At 72.6% G+C, this 17,480-nt stretch carries 16 protein-coding genes; 1 reads left to right on the top strand and 15 read right to left on the bottom strand.

What is annotated here, in order from left to right:
- Positions 1-192: 192 nt before the first annotated feature.
- The 14 genes from pgsA to gcvT all read right to left on the bottom strand — a co-directional run bounded on the left by pgsA (position 193) and on the right by gcvT (position 15,536).
- Positions 193-804, bottom strand: coding sequence for a CDP-diacylglycerol--glycerol-3-phosphate 3-phosphatidyltransferase (pgsA, locus tag PZ894_RS18200; RefSeq protein WP_275746971.1), 612 nt, complete (start codon positions 802-804; stop codon positions 193-195).
- A gap of 49 nt (positions 805-853) precedes the next feature.
- Positions 854-2,263 (bottom strand): 30S ribosomal protein S12 methylthiotransferase RimO, encoded by a 1,410-nt coding sequence (gene rimO, locus PZ894_RS18195; RefSeq protein ID WP_275746970.1) that lies wholly within the window; start codon positions 2,261-2,263, stop codon positions 854-856.
- A 54-nt stretch (positions 2,264-2,317) separates the two neighbouring features.
- A complete protein-coding gene (locus tag PZ894_RS18190; protein WP_275746969.1) occupies positions 2,318-3,970 on the bottom strand; it encodes a RodZ domain-containing protein in 1,653 nt (550 codons plus the stop codon).
- Positions 3,967-6,576 carry a DNA translocase FtsK gene (locus PZ894_RS18185; RefSeq protein ID WP_275746968.1) on the bottom strand — a complete coding sequence of 870 codons (2,610 nt, stop codon included), beginning with the start codon at positions 6,574-6,576 and terminating at the stop codon, positions 3,967-3,969. The genes PZ894_RS18190 and PZ894_RS18185 overlap by 4 nt, the downstream gene beginning before the upstream one ends.
- 199 nt (positions 6,577-6,775) lie before the next feature.
- Positions 6,776-8,461 (bottom strand): ribonuclease J, encoded by a 1,686-nt coding sequence (locus PZ894_RS18180; RefSeq protein ID WP_275746966.1) that lies wholly within the window; start codon positions 8,459-8,461, stop codon positions 6,776-6,778.
- Positions 8,462-8,528: 67 nt separating this feature from the next.
- Entirely contained in the window at positions 8,529-9,428 is a 900-nt protein-coding gene (gene dapA, locus PZ894_RS18175; RefSeq protein WP_275746964.1) for a 4-hydroxy-tetrahydrodipicolinate synthase, read from the bottom strand.
- A 26-nt stretch (positions 9,429-9,454) separates the two neighbouring features.
- Positions 9,455-10,375, bottom strand: a complete 921-nt coding sequence (locus tag PZ894_RS18170; RefSeq protein ID WP_275746962.1) for an LLM class F420-dependent oxidoreductase — start codon at positions 10,373-10,375, stop codon at positions 9,455-9,457.
- Between the two features lie 31 nt (positions 10,376-10,406).
- Entirely contained in the window at positions 10,407-10,883 is a 477-nt protein-coding gene (locus tag PZ894_RS18165) for a dihydrofolate reductase (RefSeq protein ID WP_275746960.1), read from the bottom strand.
- Positions 10,884-10,899: 16 nt separating this feature from the next.
- Positions 10,900-11,709, bottom strand: coding sequence for a thymidylate synthase (locus PZ894_RS18160; RefSeq protein ID WP_275746958.1), 810 nt, complete (start codon positions 11,707-11,709; stop codon positions 10,900-10,902).
- Positions 11,710-11,735: 26 nt separating this feature from the next.
- Positions 11,736-12,551, bottom strand: coding sequence for a PhzF family phenazine biosynthesis protein (locus PZ894_RS18155; protein ID WP_275746957.1), 816 nt, complete (start codon positions 12,549-12,551; stop codon positions 11,736-11,738).
- A gap of 29 nt (positions 12,552-12,580) precedes the next feature.
- Positions 12,581-13,657: a hypothetical protein gene (locus PZ894_RS18150; RefSeq protein ID WP_275746955.1), complete on the bottom strand. Its 1,077-nt coding sequence runs from the start codon at positions 13,655-13,657 to the stop codon at positions 12,581-12,583.
- A complete protein-coding gene (locus PZ894_RS18145) occupies positions 13,654-14,139 on the bottom strand; it encodes a sigma factor-like helix-turn-helix DNA-binding protein (protein ID WP_275746953.1) in 486 nt (161 codons plus the stop codon). Before PZ894_RS18145 ends, PZ894_RS18150 begins: the two co-directional genes overlap by 4 nt.
- Before the next feature lie 33 nt (positions 14,140-14,172).
- A complete protein-coding gene (locus PZ894_RS18140) occupies positions 14,173-14,430 on the bottom strand; it encodes a hypothetical protein (protein WP_275746951.1) in 258 nt (85 codons plus the stop codon).
- Between the two features lie 2 nt (positions 14,431-14,432).
- Positions 14,433-15,536: a glycine cleavage system aminomethyltransferase GcvT gene (gene gcvT / locus PZ894_RS18135; protein WP_275746950.1), complete on the bottom strand. Its 1,104-nt coding sequence runs from the start codon at positions 15,534-15,536 to the stop codon at positions 14,433-14,435.
- A 54-nt stretch (positions 15,537-15,590) separates the two neighbouring features.
- On the opposite strand from gcvT, the gene PZ894_RS18130 reads away from it, so the two are divergent.
- Positions 15,591-17,087, top strand: coding sequence for a leucyl aminopeptidase (locus PZ894_RS18130; RefSeq protein WP_275746948.1), 1,497 nt, complete (start codon positions 15,591-15,593; stop codon positions 17,085-17,087).
- Here the strand turns inward: PZ894_RS18130 and PZ894_RS18125 are convergent.
- Entirely contained in the window at positions 17,084-17,410 is a 327-nt protein-coding gene (locus PZ894_RS18125) for a hypothetical protein (RefSeq protein ID WP_275746946.1), read from the bottom strand. The genes PZ894_RS18130 and PZ894_RS18125 overlap by 4 nt on opposite strands.
- Between the last annotated feature and the right edge of the window lie 70 nt (positions 17,411-17,480).

Genomic DNA, 17,480 nt, shown 5'->3' with positions numbered 1-17,480 from the left:
CGTGAGGCGGTGGGCGGCAACCACCGGCGCCGTCGGGAAGCCTTCCGGCGCGGAGCGTGGTGACGGGAAACCTAAACCCGAACCCTCCACTTCGCGCAACAAATCCGCGGAACAAACGGTGACAGATCGGCATCGATTACGCGATGTTGAGGAGTTCCTGGCGAAAAAGTGCGTGATCCTGCCCCGGATCCCTCACGAGCGCAGCGTCGACCGCTGCTTCCACACGTCGCGGTAGAACTCCCAGCCCGACCAGAGCGTGAGAGCCACTGCGATGGCCAGGCACGCCTGGGCGAGGTAGAAGAACACCTCCCCGGGCACCTCCATCCACGAGGCCAGGTCGGGGTCGCGCAGCGGCAGGCAGAGCGTCGCGAGCGCGACGGCCTGGAAGGTGGTCTTGAGCTTACCGAGGTCGGCCGCGGCGATGACGATGCGCTTGAGGATCGACAGCCGCAGCAGGGTGACGCTCCACTCCCGCACGAGCACCACGATCGTGACCCACCACCAGACGTCGCCGACGACCGAGAGGCCGATGAACGCCATGCCGGTGATCGCCTTGTCGGCGATCGGGTCGGCGATCTTGCCGAAGTTCGTGATCAGGTTGTGCTTGCGGGCGAGGTCGCCGTCGATCTTGTCGGTGATCATCGCGACGACGAAGATCGCGAACGCCACGCATCGCCAGGTGATCGACTCGCCGTCGTCGACGAGGAGCGCCCACGCGAAGAACGGCACGAGCACGATCCGCAGCGTCGTCAGCACGTTGGGGACGTTCCAGTTGCTGGGCTGCGTCCGGGCGGCCTCGCTCATGCCGGGGTCCCCGCGGAAAGCGAGCGAAGCGAGCCTTTTCGTGGGGTGTTCACAGTGCCTGAGCGTAGAGGTCCGCGCCCTCGGACTCGACCACGACCGCGCGGACCAGGTCGCCCACCTGCGCGGTGCGGCCGAGCAGGTACGTCGAGCCGTCGACCTCCGGGCCCTGGTGCTCCGCCCGCCCCTCGACGGTCCCGTCCACGCTCTCGACCAGGACCTGGACCGTCTCGCCGACGCGCTCGGCCGCCCGCTGACTGGTCAGCTCCTCCACGAGCGCCGTCACGTGCTCGGCGCGGCGACGGACCTCGTCGTCGTCCAGCTTGGCGTCGTACGTCGCGGCCTCGGTGCCGTCCTCGTCGGAGTAGCCGAAGACGCCGGTGACGTCGAGCCGCGCGGCGACCAGGAAGTCGCACAGCGTCTGCAGGTCGTCCTCGGTCTCGCCGGGGAACCCGACGATCACGTTGCTGCGGACACCGGCCTCCGGGGCGAGGGCGCGGATCTGGTCGAGCAGCGCCAGGAAGCTGTCGGGGTCGCCGAAGCGACGCATTCGGCGCAGCACCTCGGCGCTGGCGTGCTGGAAGGACAGGTCGAAGTACGGCGTGACGCCGGGCGTCGTCGCGATCGCCTCGATCAGCCCCGGGCGGGTCTCCGCCGGCTGCAGGTAGGAGACCCGCACCCGGTCGACGCCGTCGACCGAGGCCAGCTCGGGCAGCAGGATCTCGAGCAGGCGCAGGTCGCCGAGGTCCTTGCCGTACGACGTGGAGTTCTCGCTCACGAGGAACAGCTCGCGCGCGCCGTTCTCCCCCAGCCAGCGCGCCTCCTGCAGCACGTCCGAGGGCCGACGGCTCACGAACGAGCCGCGGAAGGACGGGATCGCGCAGAAGGAGCAGCGCCGGTCGCAGCCGCTCGCGAGCTTCAGCGAGGCGGTCGGGCCGGAGTCGAGTCGGCGACGCAGGCTCGCTGGACCCGACGCGTGCCCGGGCACCGGCGCGGTGGACAGCGCACGCTCGACGGGGGTGATCGGGAGCAGCCTGCGCCGATCCTGCGGAGTGTGGGCCTGGTGGGCCTCACCCGCGACGATCGACCGCAGCCGCGCGGCGATGTCGGGGTAGTCGTCGAAGCCGAGCACCGCGTCGGCCTCGGGCAGCGACTCCGCGAGCTCCTTGCCGTACCTCTCCGCCATGCAGCCGACCGCGACGACGGCCTGGGTGCGGCCGGTCGACTTCAGGTCCGCGGCGTCGAGGAGCGTGTCGACCGAGTCCTTCTTCGCCGACTCGACGAACCCGCAGGTGTTGACCACGACCGTGTCGGCGTCCGCGGGGTCGGCGACCAGGAGGAAGCCGCCGCTCTCGAGCCGTCCCGCCAGCTCCTCGGAGTCGACCTCGTTGCGGGCGCACCCGAGGGTCACCATGGCGACCGAGAGCAGCTCACGGTCCTGGGCAGTCGTGTCGGTCGTCATGTCCGTCCGAGTATCGCAACCGACCGGTGACCGCGTCGAAACGCCGCGTCCGACTCAGTCGTCGACGGCGAAGGTGTTCTGCGCCGGCTGGCCCTCGGAGCCCAGGGGGCCGCGCTCCTGGCCGTCGAGGGTCACCTGGAGGCCACCGTCGGAGGCCTGGACGCGCACCGGCGGGGCCGCCTTGAGCGACTTCTTCTCGCCGAACGCCAGATCGCCGTTGAAGACCTGCTCCCCCGCGCCGTCGAGCACCACGACGTGGGTGCCGCCGGTCGCGGCGTCGAGCACGACGGGCACCGGGGCGCCGAGCTTCGCCTGCGGTGCGGGCGAGCCGTTGAGCACCGGCTTGCTGCCGAGCTCGACCGGGCTGTCCATGATCAGCCGGGCGATGGACCACGCGAGGACCAGCGCCATCACGGCCGCGATCAGCACCGACCAGTTCGGGCCGCCGCGCATGCTTCGGATCGGCCCGTCCGCGCCGGTCGCGAGCTCCGCCTCGAACACCCGGCGCGCGTCGATCGGCGCGTCGGCGTACCTCTCGTCGTACGCCGCGAGCAGCGGGGCGGCGTCGACGCCGAGGACGCGGGCGAGGGTGCGCAGGTGGCCGCGGGCGTAGAAGTCGCCGCCGCAGGGCCCGAAGTCGTCGACCTCGATCGACTCGATGACGTGCGGGCGGATGCGGGTGCGCTCCGCGAGCTGGTCGACCGTCAGGTGGAGGCGGGTGCGGGCGGCGGCCAGCGCCGGGCCGACCACCGGCTCGGCGACCGGCTCGGCGAGGGGGTCCACGATCAGGGCGTCGGGCTCGCGGCGCAGCTCGACGGCCTCCGGCAGCGCGGTCGTGGCCGCGGTGTCGTCGTCGACCGGCTCGGGCTGCAGCGCCGCGGCGCCCTCGAAGCGGACCTCGACGCGGCTGCCGCCGATCGGGACGCGCAGCGGGAGCGGCGTCGCGCTCGCGGCCACCAACGGCACCGTCGGCTCGGGCTCGTTCGGCAGCTCGGGCCCGGTCTCGAGCGCAGTCTCGAGCACGGGTTCCGGCTCGGCGTCCCGGCGTCGCCGCAGGCGGTCGGCGAGGAAGTCGATGCCGCGCGCCACGGTCGGGCGCGGATCGTGCAGCACGGGGTGGGCGGGCTCCTCCTCGCCCCACTCCTCCTCGGCCCACTCCTCCACGGAGTCGTCGAGCTCGTCGCCCGCCTCGACTCCGACCTCGACCACCTGGCCCGGGCGGTCCGCCAGGGCCTCCAGCGCGAGCGTCAGGTCGTCGCCGGCCCCTGCGACCCACGTGGAGAGCGAGAGCGGCACGGAGAACTCGCGGTCGGCCTCGCGGGCGAACAGCACCAGGCGTCCATCCCGGAGCACGCCACCGCGGGGGTGGTGCTCGAGGACCTCGACGCCTTCCCACCGGAAGCCGTGCCAGCGCCGCCCCTTGCGCACCCGGATGCCCTGGTCGTCGACGACCATGAGCGGGGTGCGGGCGTCGAGCAGGGCCGAGAGGTAGACCGCGGCGACGGCGCCCATCGCGAGGGCGAGCACCCAGTCGAGCCACGAGCCGTCGCCGAGGGCGCGGGTGAGGTAGGCCAGCGCGACGACCGCCGCCACGACGCCGATCCCGCCCGCGAGGGCGCCGTTGCGGCGCACCTCGACCGGGCCGGGGGCGGCGGCGGGCGGCCCGTCGTAGGTCAGGTCGAGGTCCGCAGTGCTGAGGTTGCTCACATCTCCCCCTGGAGGGTCGCGATCACGCCATCGATCTCGTCGGGCTTCACGAGCACGTCGCGCGCCTTCGAGCCCTCGCTGGGCCCGACGACGCCGCGGCTCTCGAGGATGTCCATCAGCCGGCCGGCCTTCGCGAAGCCGACCCGCAGCTTGCGCTGCAGCATCGACGTCGAGCCGAACTGCGTGGAGACGACCAGCTCGACCGCCTGGATCACCAGGTCGAGGTCGTCGCCGATGTCGTCGTCGAGCTCGCGCTTGGAGGCGGCGGGCGCGGTGACGTCCTCGCGGTACGACGGCTGCAGCTGCTCCTTGCAGTGCTTGACCACCTGGGCGATCTCCGCCTCGGTGACCCAGGAGCCCTGGATGCGCGCGGGCTTCGAGGCGCCCATCGGCAGGAAGAGGCCGTCGCCCTGGCCGACCAGCTTCTCCGCGCCCGGCTGGTCGAGGATGACCCGGCTGTCGGCGAGGCTGGACGTGGCGAAGGCCAGCCGCGACGGCACGTTGGCCTTGATCAGGCCGGTGACGACGTCGACGCTGGGTCGCTGCGTGGCCAGCACCAGGTGGATGCCGGCGGCGCGGGCGAGCTGGGTGATGCGGACGACCGCGTCCTCGACGTCGCGCGGCGCCACCATCATCAGGTCGGCGAGCTCGTCGACGATCACCAGCAGGTAGGGGTAGGGCTCGAGCTGGCGCTCGCTGCCCGCCGGCACCTCGACCTTGCCGGCCCGGACCGCCTTGTTGAAGTCGTCGATGTGGCGGAACCCGAAGTTCGCCAGGTCGTCGTAGCGCAGGTCCATCTCGCGCACGACCCAGGCGAGCGCCTCGGCGGCCTTCTTGGGGTTGGTGATGATCGGCGTGATCAGGTGCGGGACGCCCTCGTAGGCGTTCAGCTCGACCCGCTTCGGGTCGACCATGATCATCCGCACCTCGTCGGGCGTCGACCGCATCAGGATCGAGGTGATCATCGAGTTGATGAACGACGACTTGCCGGAGCCGGTGGCACCCGCGACCAGCAGGTGCGGCATCTTCGCGAGGTTGGCGACGACGAAGCCGCCCTCCACGTCCTTGCCGAGGCCGGCCACCATCGGGTGGTGGTCGGAGCGCGCCGTGTTGGAGCGCAGCACGTCGCCGAGGGAGACGATCTCCTTGTCCAGGTTGGGGATCTCGACACCGACCGCCGACTTGCCGGGGATCGGGCTGAGGATCCGCACGTCGGCCGAGGCGACGGCGTACGCGATGTTCTTCTGGATGCTGGTGATCTTCTCGACCTTGACGCCGGGCCCGAGCTCGACCTCGTAGCGCGTGACCGTCGGTCCGCGCGTGTAGCCGGTGACCTGGGCGTCGATCGAGAACTCCTCGAGCACCTGGGTGAGCCGCTCGACCACGGAGTCGCTGGCCTTCGAACGGGCCTTGTGCGGCGAGCCCGGCTTGAGTACGTCGCTGCCCGGCAGCGTGTAGACGATGTCGCCGGAGAGCGCGAGCTGCTCGGCGCGCACCGGCAGCGGCTGGTGCGGCGGCGGCTCGAGCTCTCCCTTCTCCTCGACCGCGGGGGCGTCGGTGACGGTCTCCGCGTCGGGCGCGAAGATGTCGAGCCCGTCCTCGGTGGTCTCGAGCCGCTTCTTGCGCAAGCGGTGCTCCCGGTCCTGCAGGACCGGGCTGTCGTACGCCGGATCGCCCCGCTCGGGGTCGATCTCGTCCTCCGACGCCCGGGGGCGGCGGCCGCGGCGGGCGGGAGCCTCCGGCTCCTCGTCCTCGTGCTCGCGGCCCAGCAGCCGGTCGCGGACCTCCGCGAGCCGGTGCGGCACCTGGTAGAGCGGCGTCGCGGTGATGATCAGCACCCCGAAGAACGCGAGCAGCGCCAGCAGCGGCACCACGACGTACGCCGACCGCATCAGGTCGAGCAGCAGGCTGGCGACGACGTACCCGACGGCGCCGCCGGCGGTCCGCAGGTCGCTGGTGTCGCCGAGGCTGGGCTGCGGGTTGCCCTCGGCGATCTGGACGATGCCGAGGACGCCGAAGGCGAGCGAGGTCCAGCCGACGACCTGACGACCGGCCGGGCCCGTGTGCTCGGGGTCGCGCATGGTGCGCCAGCCGACGAAGAGCAGCGCCAGCGGCACGACGAAGCCGACCTTGCCGACCGAGCCCTGGACGACGGTGCGCGCCCCGTCCATGACCGAGCCGGGCAGCTGCCACCAGACGGCGGCGGCCACCACGACCGCGACGCCCATCAGGAAGAGGCCGACGCCGTCGCGGCGGTGGTCCGGCTCGAGCTCCCGCGCGGTGTGGCCGATGCTGCGGGCGACCGCTCCGACCCCGTGCGCGACGGCGAGCCAGACGGCCGCGACGCCGCGGAAGAGGACCGTGAAGAGCCGGGAGATCGGACCCGGCCCGTTGCGCACCGCCCGGGGGGCGGGACGGCGCTTCGCCGCCGTCTTCGACTTGCCCTTGCTGGAGCTGCGCGGGGCAGGCTTGCGCGGGGCAGGCTTGCGCGACGAGCCGGTGCTCCGGCTCGTCGTGGACCGGGTGGTGCCGGTACTCCGGGATCGGGAGGTCGAGGACGTGCTCTTGCTCCGCGACCCCGGCGGGGAAGACGTACGGGTCGCCATGGTCACCACCCTACGCAGGCGCCACTCCCGTCACACGCATCACAGGAGTGCGTGTCTTGGGAGCCCGGATGCGCGGGCCCGGTCTGCGATCCAGGTGCGCCACTGGCCGGCTGGTGCCGGGCGGCGGTGGGAGAGGCACCGTTTCGGGGTCGTGGAAGCGAGCCGCAGCCACCGCCGCATGGACCCGAACGGACCATCCTCAGGCCTCGATGACCACCGGCACGATCATCGGTCGGCGGCGGTGGGTGTTGCTCACCCAGCGACCGATCACCCGGCGCACCGTCTGCTGGAGCTGGTGGGCGTCGGTGGTGCCCTCGGCGATCGCGCGGTCGAGGGCGTCGATGATCGGCTGCTTGATCTCGTCGAAGGTCGAGTCGTCCTCGGCGAACCCGCGGGCGTGGATCTCCGGGCCGGCGGCCACCTTCCCGCTCACCGAGTCGACCACGACGATCACGGAGATGAAGCCCTCCTCGCCGAGGATCCGGCGGTCCTTGAGGTCGGACTCGGTGATGTCGCCGACCGACGAGCCGTCGACGAAGACGTAGCCGCACTCGACCTTGCCGGCGATCGCCGCGACCCCGTCGACGAGGTCGACGACGACGCCGTCCTCGGCGATGACGACGTTCTCGACTCCGGTCGCGCGGGCCAGCTCGGCGTTCGCCAGCATGTGCCGGATCTCGCCGTGCACCGGCAGCACGTTGCGGGGCTGGACGATGTTGTAGCAGTAGAGCAGCTCGCCGGCGCTGGCGTGGCCGGAGACGTGCACCATGGCGTTGCCCTTGTGCACGACCCGCGCACCCCAGCGGGCCAGGCCGTTGATCACGCGGTAGACCGCGTTCTCGTTGCCCGGGATCAGGCTCGACGCGAGCAGGACGGTGTCGCTCTCCTCGATGTGCACGAAGTGGTGGTTGCGCTGGGCGATCCGGCTCAGCGCGCTCATCGGCTCGCCCTGCGAGCCGGTCGAGATCAGCACCTGCCGCTCGGGCGGCAGGTCGGCGAGGTCCTTGGTGTCGACGAGGGTGGCCGGCGGCACCTTGAGGTAGCCCAGGTCGCGGGCGATGCCCATGTTGCGCACCATCGAGCGCCCGACGTACGCGACCTGGCGCTCGTGGGCGTACGCCGCGTCGAGCACCTGCTGCACGCGGTGCACGTGGGAGGCGAAGCAGGCGACGATGACGCGCTGGCTCGACTCGCGGAAGACCTGGTCGATGACTGGGGTGATCTTCTTCTCCGCCGGCGTGAAGCCGGGGGTCTCGGCGTTGGTGGAGTCGGTGAGGAAGAGGTCGACGCCCTCCTCCCCCAGCCGCGCGAACGCGCGCAGGTCGGTGATCCGCCCGTCGAGCGGCAGTTGGTCCATCTTGAAGTCGCCCGTGTGCAGCACCATCCCGGCGCCGGTGCGGATCGCGACCGCGAGCGCGTCGGGGATCGAGTGGTTGACGGCGACGAACTCGAGCTGGAACGGCCCGAAGCTCAGCCGGTCGCCCTCCTTCACCACGTGGTGCACGGTCTCCTTGAGGCGGTGCTCGCGGAGCTTGGACCCGAGCAGCGCGAGCGTGAGCTCGGAGCCGACGAGCGGGATGTCGCCGCGTTCGCGGAGGAGGTACGGCGTGGCGCCGATGTGGTCCTCGTGACCGTGGGTGAGCACCAGCGCCTCGACGTCGCCGAGCCGGTCGCGGATCGCGGACCAGTCCGGGAGGATGAGGTCGATGCCGGGCTGGTGGTCCTCGGGGAAGAGCACGCCGCAGTCGACGAGCAGCAGCCGCCCGTCGTACTCGAAGGCGGTCATGTTGCGCCCGACCTCGCCGAGCCCGCCGAGCGGGGTGACCCGCAGGCCTCCCTGCGGCAGCGGGCCGGGGGCGGACAGCTCGGGGTGCGGGTGGCTCATGCGGGGTCCCCGACAAGTTGTGCGCGGAGCGAGCGCAGCGAGCGGAGCGTGCAACTTGGTGGGGTGTTCACAGCAGGCCCGCCGCTTCCAGCCCCTGCCGCAGCGCCGCGACCTCGTCGTCGTCGAGCGGGGCGAGCGGTGAGCGGACGCGGCGGTTGTCGAGGACCCCGAGCAGCTCGAGCGACGCCTTGGCCGTGGTGGCGCCGTAGTTGGGCACGCCCATCACGGCCTCGAACGCCGGCAGCAGCCGCAGGTAGGTCTCGAGGGCGCCGGCGTGGTCGCCGGCGAGGTAGGTGTTGATCATCGACGCCAGCTCCTTGCCCGCAGCGTGGCCGACGACCGAGACGAGCCCGCAGGCGCCGTGGGTCAGGAAGCCGAGGGTATTGACGTCGTCGCCGGAGTAGACGGCGTACCCGAGCTGTGCCAGCTTCGCCGCCCGCGGCATGTCGCCGACGGCGTCCTTGACCGCGACGACGGGCTCCCACGCGATCATCTCGGCGTAGGACTCGAGCGCGATCTGGCTGCCCGTGCGCCCAGGGACGTCGTAGAGCATGACCGGCAGCTCGGCGGCGTCGACCACCTGGCGGAAGTGCTGGACGATGCCGCGCTGGCCCGGCTTGTTGTAGTACGGCGAGACGAGCAGGACGCCGTCGGCCCCGCGCTCGCGGGCCTGGCGCGCGAGGTACGTCGAGGTGGCGGTGTCGTTGGTGCCGACGCCGGCCACCAGCGTGATGTCGGGGCCGACCGCCGCGCGCACGGCGGCGAGGATCTCGCCGTCCTCCTCCTTGGTCGTGGTCGGCGACTCGCCGGTCGTGCCGGAGACCACGAGCCCGTCGTGACCGGTGGCGACGAGGTGCTTGGCCACCCGCTGGACACCGTCGAGGTCGAGGCTCCCGTCGGGACCGAACGCGGTCGCCATGGCGGTGAGCATGCGTCCGAACGGCGCAGCAGGTGCGGCAGAGGTCATGGGCACAAGGCTATCGCTCCGGTGCCTCAGCCGACGTGCGGCATGACGTCTGCGGCGACGAGGCGCAGGTGGTCGAGGTCGGCGAGGTCGAGGAACTGCAGGTAGACGCGCTCGGCGCCCGCGTCGGCGTAGGCCCGGAGCCTGTCGATCGCCTCCTGCGGGGTGCCGGCCACGCCGTTCTCACGCAGCTCGTCCTTGTCGCGGCCGATCGCCGCGGCCCGGCGCTCGACCTCGGCCTCGTCGGCACCGATGCAGACGACCAGCGCGTTGGACCACCGCATGGTCGCGGGGTCGCGCTGCTGCGCCTCGCAGGCGTCGCGCACCCGGGCGAACTGCGCCTTCGTGGTGTCCACGTCGACGAACGGCAGGTTGAACTCGTCGGCGTGGCGCGCCGCCAGCTCCGGCGTCCGCTTCCTGCCGAGCCCGCCGATGAGCACCGGCGGTTTGGACTGGGTCGGCTTCGGCAGCCCGGGGCTGTCCGCGACCTGGTAGTGGGCGCCCTCGAAGCCGAAGCCACCCTCGGTGGCCCACAGCCCGGTGATGATCGCGAGCTGCTCCTCGAGCCGGTCGAAGCGCTCACCGGTGTCCGGGAAGGGGATGCCGTACGCCGTGTGCTCCTCGGTGAACCAGCCCGCCCCGATGCCGAGCTCGACGCGTCCGCCCGACATCTGGTCGACGTTCGCCACGCTGATCGCGAGCGGGCCGGGCAGCCGGAACGTCGCGCTGGTCATCATCGTCCCGAGCCGGATCGTGCTGGTCTCCCGCGCGATGCCGGCCAGCGTGATCCAGGCGTCGCTGGGCCCGGGCAGCCCGTCGGTGCCCATCCCGAGGTAGTGGTCGGAGCGGAAGAACGCCCCGAACCCGAGCGACTCGGCCTCCTTCGCGACCGCGACCAGGTCGTCGTACGTGGCTCCCTGCTGGGGTTCAGTGAAGACGCGCAGCTCCATGGGCCAAGCCTGTCAGGGTCGGCCAAGAGCCCTACAGGCGGTCGGCCGCCCGCACCAGGAAGACCCGGTCGTAGCCGTCGTGGGTCTCGCGGGCGGTCTCGAGCCACTCCGCGGGGTCGTACGACGGGTAGAACGCGTCGCCCTCGGGCTCGAGGTCGACCAGCGACAGCACCTGCTCGTCCGCGTGCGGAAGGGCGGCGGCGTACACCTCTCCCCCGCCCGCGACCATCACCTGCGCTCCGGCCGGCAGCGTGTCGGCGAGGTCGAGCGCCTCCTCGACCGAGTGCGCGACGAGGACGCCGGCCGCCGACCAGGAGGGCGAGCGGGTGAGCACGATCGTGGTGCGGCCCGGGAGCGGCCGGCCGATCGACTCGTGCGTCGTGCGGCCCATCACCAGGGTGTGGCCGAGGGTGAACGACTTGAAGAACGCCTGCTCCCCGGGCAGCCTCCACGGGATCTCGGGGCCGTTGCCGATCACCCCGTTGCGGGCGACGGCGGCGACGAGCACGACCCGACTCCCACCCCTAGACGGCAATGGGGGCCTTGATGCCGGGGTGCGGGTCGTAGCCCTCGACGGCGATGTGCTCGAGGTCGAAGGCGTCGAGCTCGGTCACCGAGGGATCCAGCACCAGGGTGGGCAGCGCCCGCGGCGAGCGGGTCAGCTGGAGGCGCGCCTGGTCGAGATGGTTGAGGTAGAGGTGCGCGTCGCCGAGCGTGTGGACGAAGTCGCCGACCTCGAGGCCGGTCACCTGGGCGACCATGTGGGTCAGCAGGGCGTACGACGCGATGTTGAACGGCACGCCGAGGAAGACGTCGGCGGAGCGCTGGTAGAGCTGGCAGCTGAGTCTGCCCGGCCCGTCGTCCTGGGGAGCCACGTAGAACTGGAAGAGCGCGTGGCAGGGCGCGAGCGCCATGTCGGGGATGTCCGCGACGTTCCAGGCGGAGACGAGGTGCCGGCGCGAGTCGGGATTGCTCCGGATCTGGTCGACGACGGCGGCGATCTGGTCGACGTGCCGGCCGTCGGGCGTCGGCCACGACCGCCACTGGTAGCCGTAGACCGGCCCGAGGTCGCCGTCGTCGTCGGCCCACTCGTCCCAGATGGTGATGCCGCGGTCCTGCAGCCACTTCACGTTGGTGTCGCCGCGCAGGAACCACAGCAGCTCGCCGAAGACGGAGCGTGTGTGGATCTTCTTCGTCGTGACCAGGGGGAACCCGGCCGCCAGGTCGAAGCGCATCTGGTGCCCGAAGACCGAGCGCGTGCCGGTGCCCGTGCGGTCGCCCTTCTCGACACCGTCGTCGAGGACGCGCCGGAGGAGGTCGAGGTACTGCTGCACGCCCCAACCCTAGACGTCCCCGGACCTCAGAGGTCGACGGTGCCGGTCACGGTGGTCCGGGTGTCGCCGCCCACCCACACCTCCTGCCCCTCCCGCAGCACGTGCACCCGACCGGCCCGCTGCAGGACCGTGCCCTGCGACGCGACGTACGACGCGGGCAGGCGGTCGCCGGCGAGCCACTGGCCGACCCCGGCGTTGAGCGAGCCGGTCACCGGATCCTCCGGCATGCCGTAGCCGGGGCAGAACGCCCGGAGCTCCACGGCGAGCGGGCCCTCGTCGTACGGGCCGACGACGCCGATCTTCAGGTCGCCGAAGGCCGCCCAGTCGGGCTCGAGGGCGAGCACCGCGGCGGCGTCGGCGAGCAGGACGCCCAGCCAGCCCGGCCCGTTGTCGATCCACTCCGACGCGACGACGTCGGCCTCGGCGATCCCCAGCGCCCGGCACGCCCGCGTCACGTCGGCGGGGTCGACCGGCCCGGACCGGACCAGCGGGGGTGCCGCGAACGAGAGCCCGTCTCGACGGCGGATCCGCACCAGGCCGGCTCCGCACTCCTGGACCAGGTCCTCGCCGCCGGGTGCTCCCCCCGCCTCGAGCCACGCGTGCGCGCTGCCGAGGGTCGGGTGCCCGGCGAACGGCAGCTCGCCGCCCGGCGTCCAGATCCGCAGCCGGTAGTCGGCAGCGGGGTCGGTCGGCGGGAGCAGGAACGTCGTCTCGGACAGGTTGGTCCACCGCGCGAACGCCGCCATCTGCTCGTCGCTGACACCGTCCGCGTCGTGCACGACCGCGACCGGGTTGCCGCGCAGCGGCTCGCTGGAGAAGACGTCGACCTGGCTGAAGCGCATGCCGGGGACAGTAGCGCCGCGTCCACGGATCAGTGCGCCAGCAGCGGTCGGTCTGTGCCGGTCGGCACCGGGGCGACGTCGTTGCAGTCCCCGCCGAGTGTGCAGCTGCGCAGCACCAGGAGTGGGTCGCCGTCGAGGTCGGCAGCCGGGGCGACCAGGTAGGTGACGGTGTTGTTGTCGCCGAACGCCGCGTCGACCGCGAGCTCGCCGGGCCCGACGCCGGTGCGGATCCGGTCGCCGGAGCGGGCATCGTACATCAGCGGCCGGTAGGGATCGCCGACCGGCGCGACGTCGCCGTCCGCTCTCCGGGTCAGCACGTACGTGCCGCCCGAGGACAGCGTGCCGCCGAGCCCCGGTCGCGCGAACTCGACGCTGAAGAGCGACTGCACCATGACGATCCGCCGCCCCTCCTGGTAGAGCCGGGTGGCGGACTCGACGTCGACGAGCCCTCGGCGGACGAGGCGTTCCGGACTCTCCACCCCGGGCGTCCAGGCGTAGGAGTCGCCGGCCTCGCGGTAGAAGACGCGGTGCTGGTCGATCGCGATCAGCTGGGCGTCCGCGGACGCGAGGTCCCTGCTGCCGACGACCTCGCCGGTGCCGACGTCGTGGACGACCAGCCGGGCGCGGCCGGGCTCGATCCAGGCGGCCCAGCCGGTCTCGGTGGAGCCGACGAGCAGGGTGTCCGGATCCGAGCTGCCGAGCCGGCGGTGGTCGCCGTCGGCCGACACGAAGCCGACCGTGCCGTCGACGTCGACGTACGCCGCGCCGCCGTCGACCTCCACGATGCCGGTCAGCTGCGGAAGCGCGACGCTGATCTCGTCGAGGTGCAGGCGGCCGTTGGCGTACCACGCGACGTCGACCGGGTTCGGCGCGGGCTTCACGTCGAGCCGCGCGAGCTCGTCGGACTCCGGCGACGACCGCGCGGCCAGCCAGGTGCCACCACCGACGACCAGCACGGCCACGGCCGCGCCGGCGATCGCGATCCGGCGCCGCCTGCCGCGCCTCGCCCGTGCCACGGCGACGACGTCGGCCAGCGGCGCCGACGTCACCTCGATCGACGCGGCGGCCCGGCGGAAGACGTCCGCGGCCGTCTGCTCGCGCGTCACGGGCCGAGCTCCTGCAACGCGTCGAGGTCGAGTCTCGCGAGCCCGTCCGCCAGGCGGTCGCGCGCCACCTCCAGGGGCACGTCGAGCGCGTCGGCCACCTGGACGTCGTCCAGCTCGGCGACGAACCGCAGCACGAGCACCTCGCGCTCCTCGACGGGCAACCGGTCGAGCTCGGCCCGCAGCGCCCGGCGCAGCGGCACCGGATCGGCCGGGTCGTTCGCCTCGGTCGCCTCGGTCGGCTCGTTCGGCTCGATCCGCTGGCGGCGGCCGCGCCGCCAGGACGACAGGACGGCGCGGTAGACGTGCGCGTCCACGTCGTCCTCGTGGCGGACCCGCTGCCACGAGCCGTAGCACCCCGCGAGGGCCTCTCGACCGGTGCTCTCCGCGTCCGAGCGCGAGGTGCCGAGCAGCACCAGCGTGCGGACGACCGCCGGCCACCGAGCGGTCAGGTAGGCGGCGAAGTCGGCGTCGTCCGCGGGCATGGCGACATCATGTCGCCATCGGGCGTGCCGCGGTCAGGCGTGCAGCGACATCGGTCCGTAGACCTGCCGCTCGTGCTCGAAGAGCGTGACGGCGTCGACGCCGACGGCCGCGAGGTCGGACCAGATCTCCCCCACCCACGACTCGGCGTCGGCCTGGCTGGCGAACCGCTGGTCGGCGAGGTCTCCCTCGACGGCGACCTCGGCGCCGGCGGCGGTCTCCAGGCGCCACCACCACGGCCGCTCGGCCGGGCTGGGCGAGCGGAAGGTGGGCGGGTGCTCGGGCAGGTTCACGGTCAGTCCTCCCGCACGGACGGGTCGAGGAACGGCGGCTTCACCAGCTGGAAGATCTCGCGGCGGCCACGGACGTCGACGCCCACCTCCGCGTCGGGCGCGACGGAGGACGAGACGAGCGCGAGGCCGAGGCCCTTGCGCAGCGTGGGCGAGAACGTGCCGGAGGTGACCTCGCCGACCGGCACGTCGGCGGTCAGGCTGACCGTCATGTGCGGGCGCGGGATGCCACGTCCGGTGGCCACGATGCCGCGCAGCACACGCTTCGGTCCGGCTTCCCGCTCGGCGGTCAGCACGTCGCGCCCCCAGAACGCGTCCTTCTTCCAGCCGACGGCCCAACCGACCCGGCCCTCGTTGGGGGTGACGTCGGGCGCGATGTCCTGCCCGTGCAGCGGGTAGCCCATCTCGGTGCGCAGGGTGTCGCGCGCGCCCAGGCCGCACGGCGCGATCCCGTGCGCGGCACCGGCCGCGACGATCGCGTCCCAGAGCGCACCGGCCACGGCGTTCGGCGCGATCAGCTCGTAACCGCGCTCGCCGGTGTAGCCGGTGCGGCAGACCACGACGTCTGCCCCCTCGAACGTGGCGAGGACGAACGACATGTAGTCATGGCCGACCGGGAAGCCGGCCGCGGCCAGCACCTCGTCGGACCTCGTGCCCTGCACCGCGAGCACGACGTGGTCGCGGTGCTCGTCGGTGACGCTCACACCCTCCGGCGCGGCGGCGGCGAGCCGGCGCACGACCTCGGCGGTGTTGGCCGCGTTCGGGACCAGCAGCACCCGCTCGTCGTCGTACAGGTAGGCGATCAGGTCGTCGACGATGCCGCCGGTCTCGTCGTCGCAGCACAGCGTGTACTGCGCCTGGCCCGGCCCGATCCGGCCCAGGTCGTTGGTGAGCGTCGCGTTGACGAAGTCGGCGGCCCCCGGGCCGGCGACGACCGCCTTGCCGAGGTGGCTGACGTCGAAGATGCCGACGGCCTCGCGGACGGCGGTGTGCTCCTTGACGACGCCGGTGGGGTACTCCAGCGGCATCGACCAGCCACCGAACGCCGCGAACTTGGCCCCCAGCGCCTCGTGCCGGTCGTGGAGGGGTGAGCGCAGCAGGTCGGCCATGTCCGGGAACCTACCTCAGCGTGGATCGACGGGGTCGCGCACTATCCTGCCCCGGTGACGACGTACACCTTGCGCAGCGCCAGCCCCGCCAAGACCAGGTGCGAGGCGGTGGTCGTCGGCGTGGTGCAGGGCGCGAAGGGGCCCGAGCTCGCCGACGGCGCGACCGACGTCGGCAAGGCCTACGGACGCAAGCTGCGTCCCCTCCTCGCGACGCTCGGGGTGACCGGTAAGACCGGCGAGACCGTCAAGGTCCCGACCGCCGGCACACTCGGCTCACCCCTGCTCGTCCTGGTCGGGCTCGGCAAGGTGGTCGACGCGACCGCCGTACGCCGCGCCGCCGGGGTCGCGGCCCGATCGGTCGGCAACGCGGCGTCCGTCGGCCTCGCGCTCCCCGCCGGCTCCGCCGAGCTCGTCCGGGCGGTCACCGAGGGGCACGTGCTGGGCGGCTACACCTTCACGACGTACAAGAAGGAGTCGAAGAGCACCGCCCCCGGCGAGGTCGTGGTGCTCTGCGAGGCCGCGCGCCGCAAGGAGGTCGTCGCCGCGTTCGAGGAGGCCCAGGTCGTCGCCCGCGCCGTCGCCGTGACCCGCGACTGGGTGAACGTCCCGCCGGGAGACCTGACTCCGCCGGCGTTCGCCGACACGGTCGCCGCCGCGACCAGGGAGCTGACCAGGGGCCGCGGCGCCCCGAAGATCGCGATCAAGGTCCACGACGAGCAGGCGCTCGCCGAGATGGGCTGCGGTGGCATCCTCGGCGTCGGCGGCGGCTCCGCCGCGCCGCCCCGGCTGGTCGAGCTCAGCTACTCCCCGCGCGGCGCGGAGCGCCACCTGGCACTGGTCGGCAAGGGCATCACGTTCGACTCCGGCGGCCTGACCATCAAGCCGGCGCAGAGCATGGGCGAGATGAAGTCCGACATGGCGGGCGCTGCCGCCGTCGTGCAGGCGACGTACGCGATCGCGACCCTCGGTCTGCCGATCAAGGTCAGCACGTTCGTGCCGATGGCGGAGAACATGGTCTCCGGCAGCGCGATGCGCCCGGGCGACGTCCTCACGCAGTACGGCGGCACGACGGTCGAGATCCAGAACACCGACGCCGAGGGCCGGCTGATCCTCGCCGACGCCCTCGTCCGCGCGACCGAGCGGCGCCCCGACGTGCTGATCGACGTGGCGACGCTGACCGGCCACATGGTCGTCGCGCTCGGCGACCGCGTCGCGGGCGTGATGGGCTCGCCCGACGTCGTCGACGACGTGCTCGCCGCCGCGGGGACCGCCGGCGAGGAGATGTGGCCGATGCCGATCCCCGAGGCGATGGACGAGCGGATCCACAGCAGCAAGATCGCCGACCTCTCCCAGCACGACTGGATCCGCTGGGGCGGCGGCCTCTACGCCGCGGCGTTCCTCCGCGAGTTCACCGGCGGCCTGCCGTGGGCACACCTCGACATCGCCGGCCCGTCGTTCAACTCCGGCGGCCCGTGGGGCCACGTCACCAGTGGCGGCACCGGCGTCGCCGTGGGCACGCTCGTCGACTACGCGCGGGCGCTGGTGGCCTAGGCTTCGCCCTGGAGCTTCTTGCGGCGGTTGTAGTCGCGCATCCGCTGCGGGATGCCGACGACGGCCGCGTCGTAGGACGGGATGTGCTGCTTGTTGCAGAAGTCGTGGGCCCACTTCGCCGACGGCACCCTGCGGCGCGTCCACTCGCCGTCGTGGGCGACCAGGAGCAGCGTCACGTCGCTGACCGCCGTCCGCGGCTCGACGAAGCCCTCCACGCCGCGACGCTCGGTGACCCAGGTGAAGAGGTGCCCGGTGTCCATCGAGTCCGACGCGCGCACGCGGGTCGAGCCGGTGCGCGAGGCATCGCGCGCGGGAGCGCTCATGCGCGCCTTCGAGCCCCGGCGAAAGCGGTCCATCCATGACATGGGGTCAAGTGTGCCAACACTCCCCACG

It is taken from the genome of Nocardioides sp. YIM 152315 (assembly GCF_029210375.1).
In the GTDB taxonomy this organism is placed as follows: domain Bacteria; phylum Actinomycetota; class Actinomycetes; order Propionibacteriales; family Nocardioidaceae; genus Nocardioides.
The sequence above is the reverse complement of the archived record's forward strand: the minus strand, read 5'-3'. Positions and strand labels throughout refer to the sequence as shown.

Excerpts from the sequence above, each read along its gene's own strand:
- pgsA (WP_275746971.1), bottom strand. The coding sequence starts at position 804 with ATGAGCGAGGCCGCCCGGACGCAGCCCAGCAACTGGAACGTCCCCAAC.
- rimO (WP_275746970.1), bottom strand. The coding sequence starts at position 2,263 with ATGACGACCGACACGACTGCCCAGGACCGTGAGCTGCTCTCGGTCGCC.
- PZ894_RS18185 (WP_275746968.1), bottom strand. The coding sequence starts at position 6,576 with ATGGCGACCCGTACGTCTTCCCCGCCGGGGTCGCGGAGCAAGAGCACG.
- PZ894_RS18180 (WP_275746966.1), bottom strand. The coding sequence starts at position 8,461 with ATGAGCCACCCGCACCCCGAGCTGTCCGCCCCCGGCCCGCTGCCGCAG.
- dapA (WP_275746964.1), bottom strand. The coding sequence starts at position 9,428 with ATGACCTCTGCCGCACCTGCTGCGCCGTTCGGACGCATGCTCACCGCC.
- PZ894_RS18170 (WP_275746962.1), bottom strand. The coding sequence starts at position 10,375 with ATGGAGCTGCGCGTCTTCACTGAACCCCAGCAGGGAGCCACGTACGAC.
- PZ894_RS18155 (WP_275746957.1), bottom strand. The coding sequence starts at position 12,551 with ATGCGCTTCAGCCAGGTCGACGTCTTCTCCAGCGAGCCGCTGCGCGGC.
- PZ894_RS18145 (WP_275746953.1), bottom strand. The coding sequence starts at position 14,139 with ATGCCCGCGGACGACGCCGACTTCGCCGCCTACCTGACCGCTCGGTGG.
- gcvT (WP_275746950.1), bottom strand. The coding sequence starts at position 15,536 with ATGGCCGACCTGCTGCGCTCACCCCTCCACGACCGGCACGAGGCGCTG.
- PZ894_RS18125 (WP_275746946.1), bottom strand. The coding sequence starts at position 17,410 with ATGAGCGCTCCCGCGCGCGATGCCTCGCGCACCGGCTCGACCCGCGTG.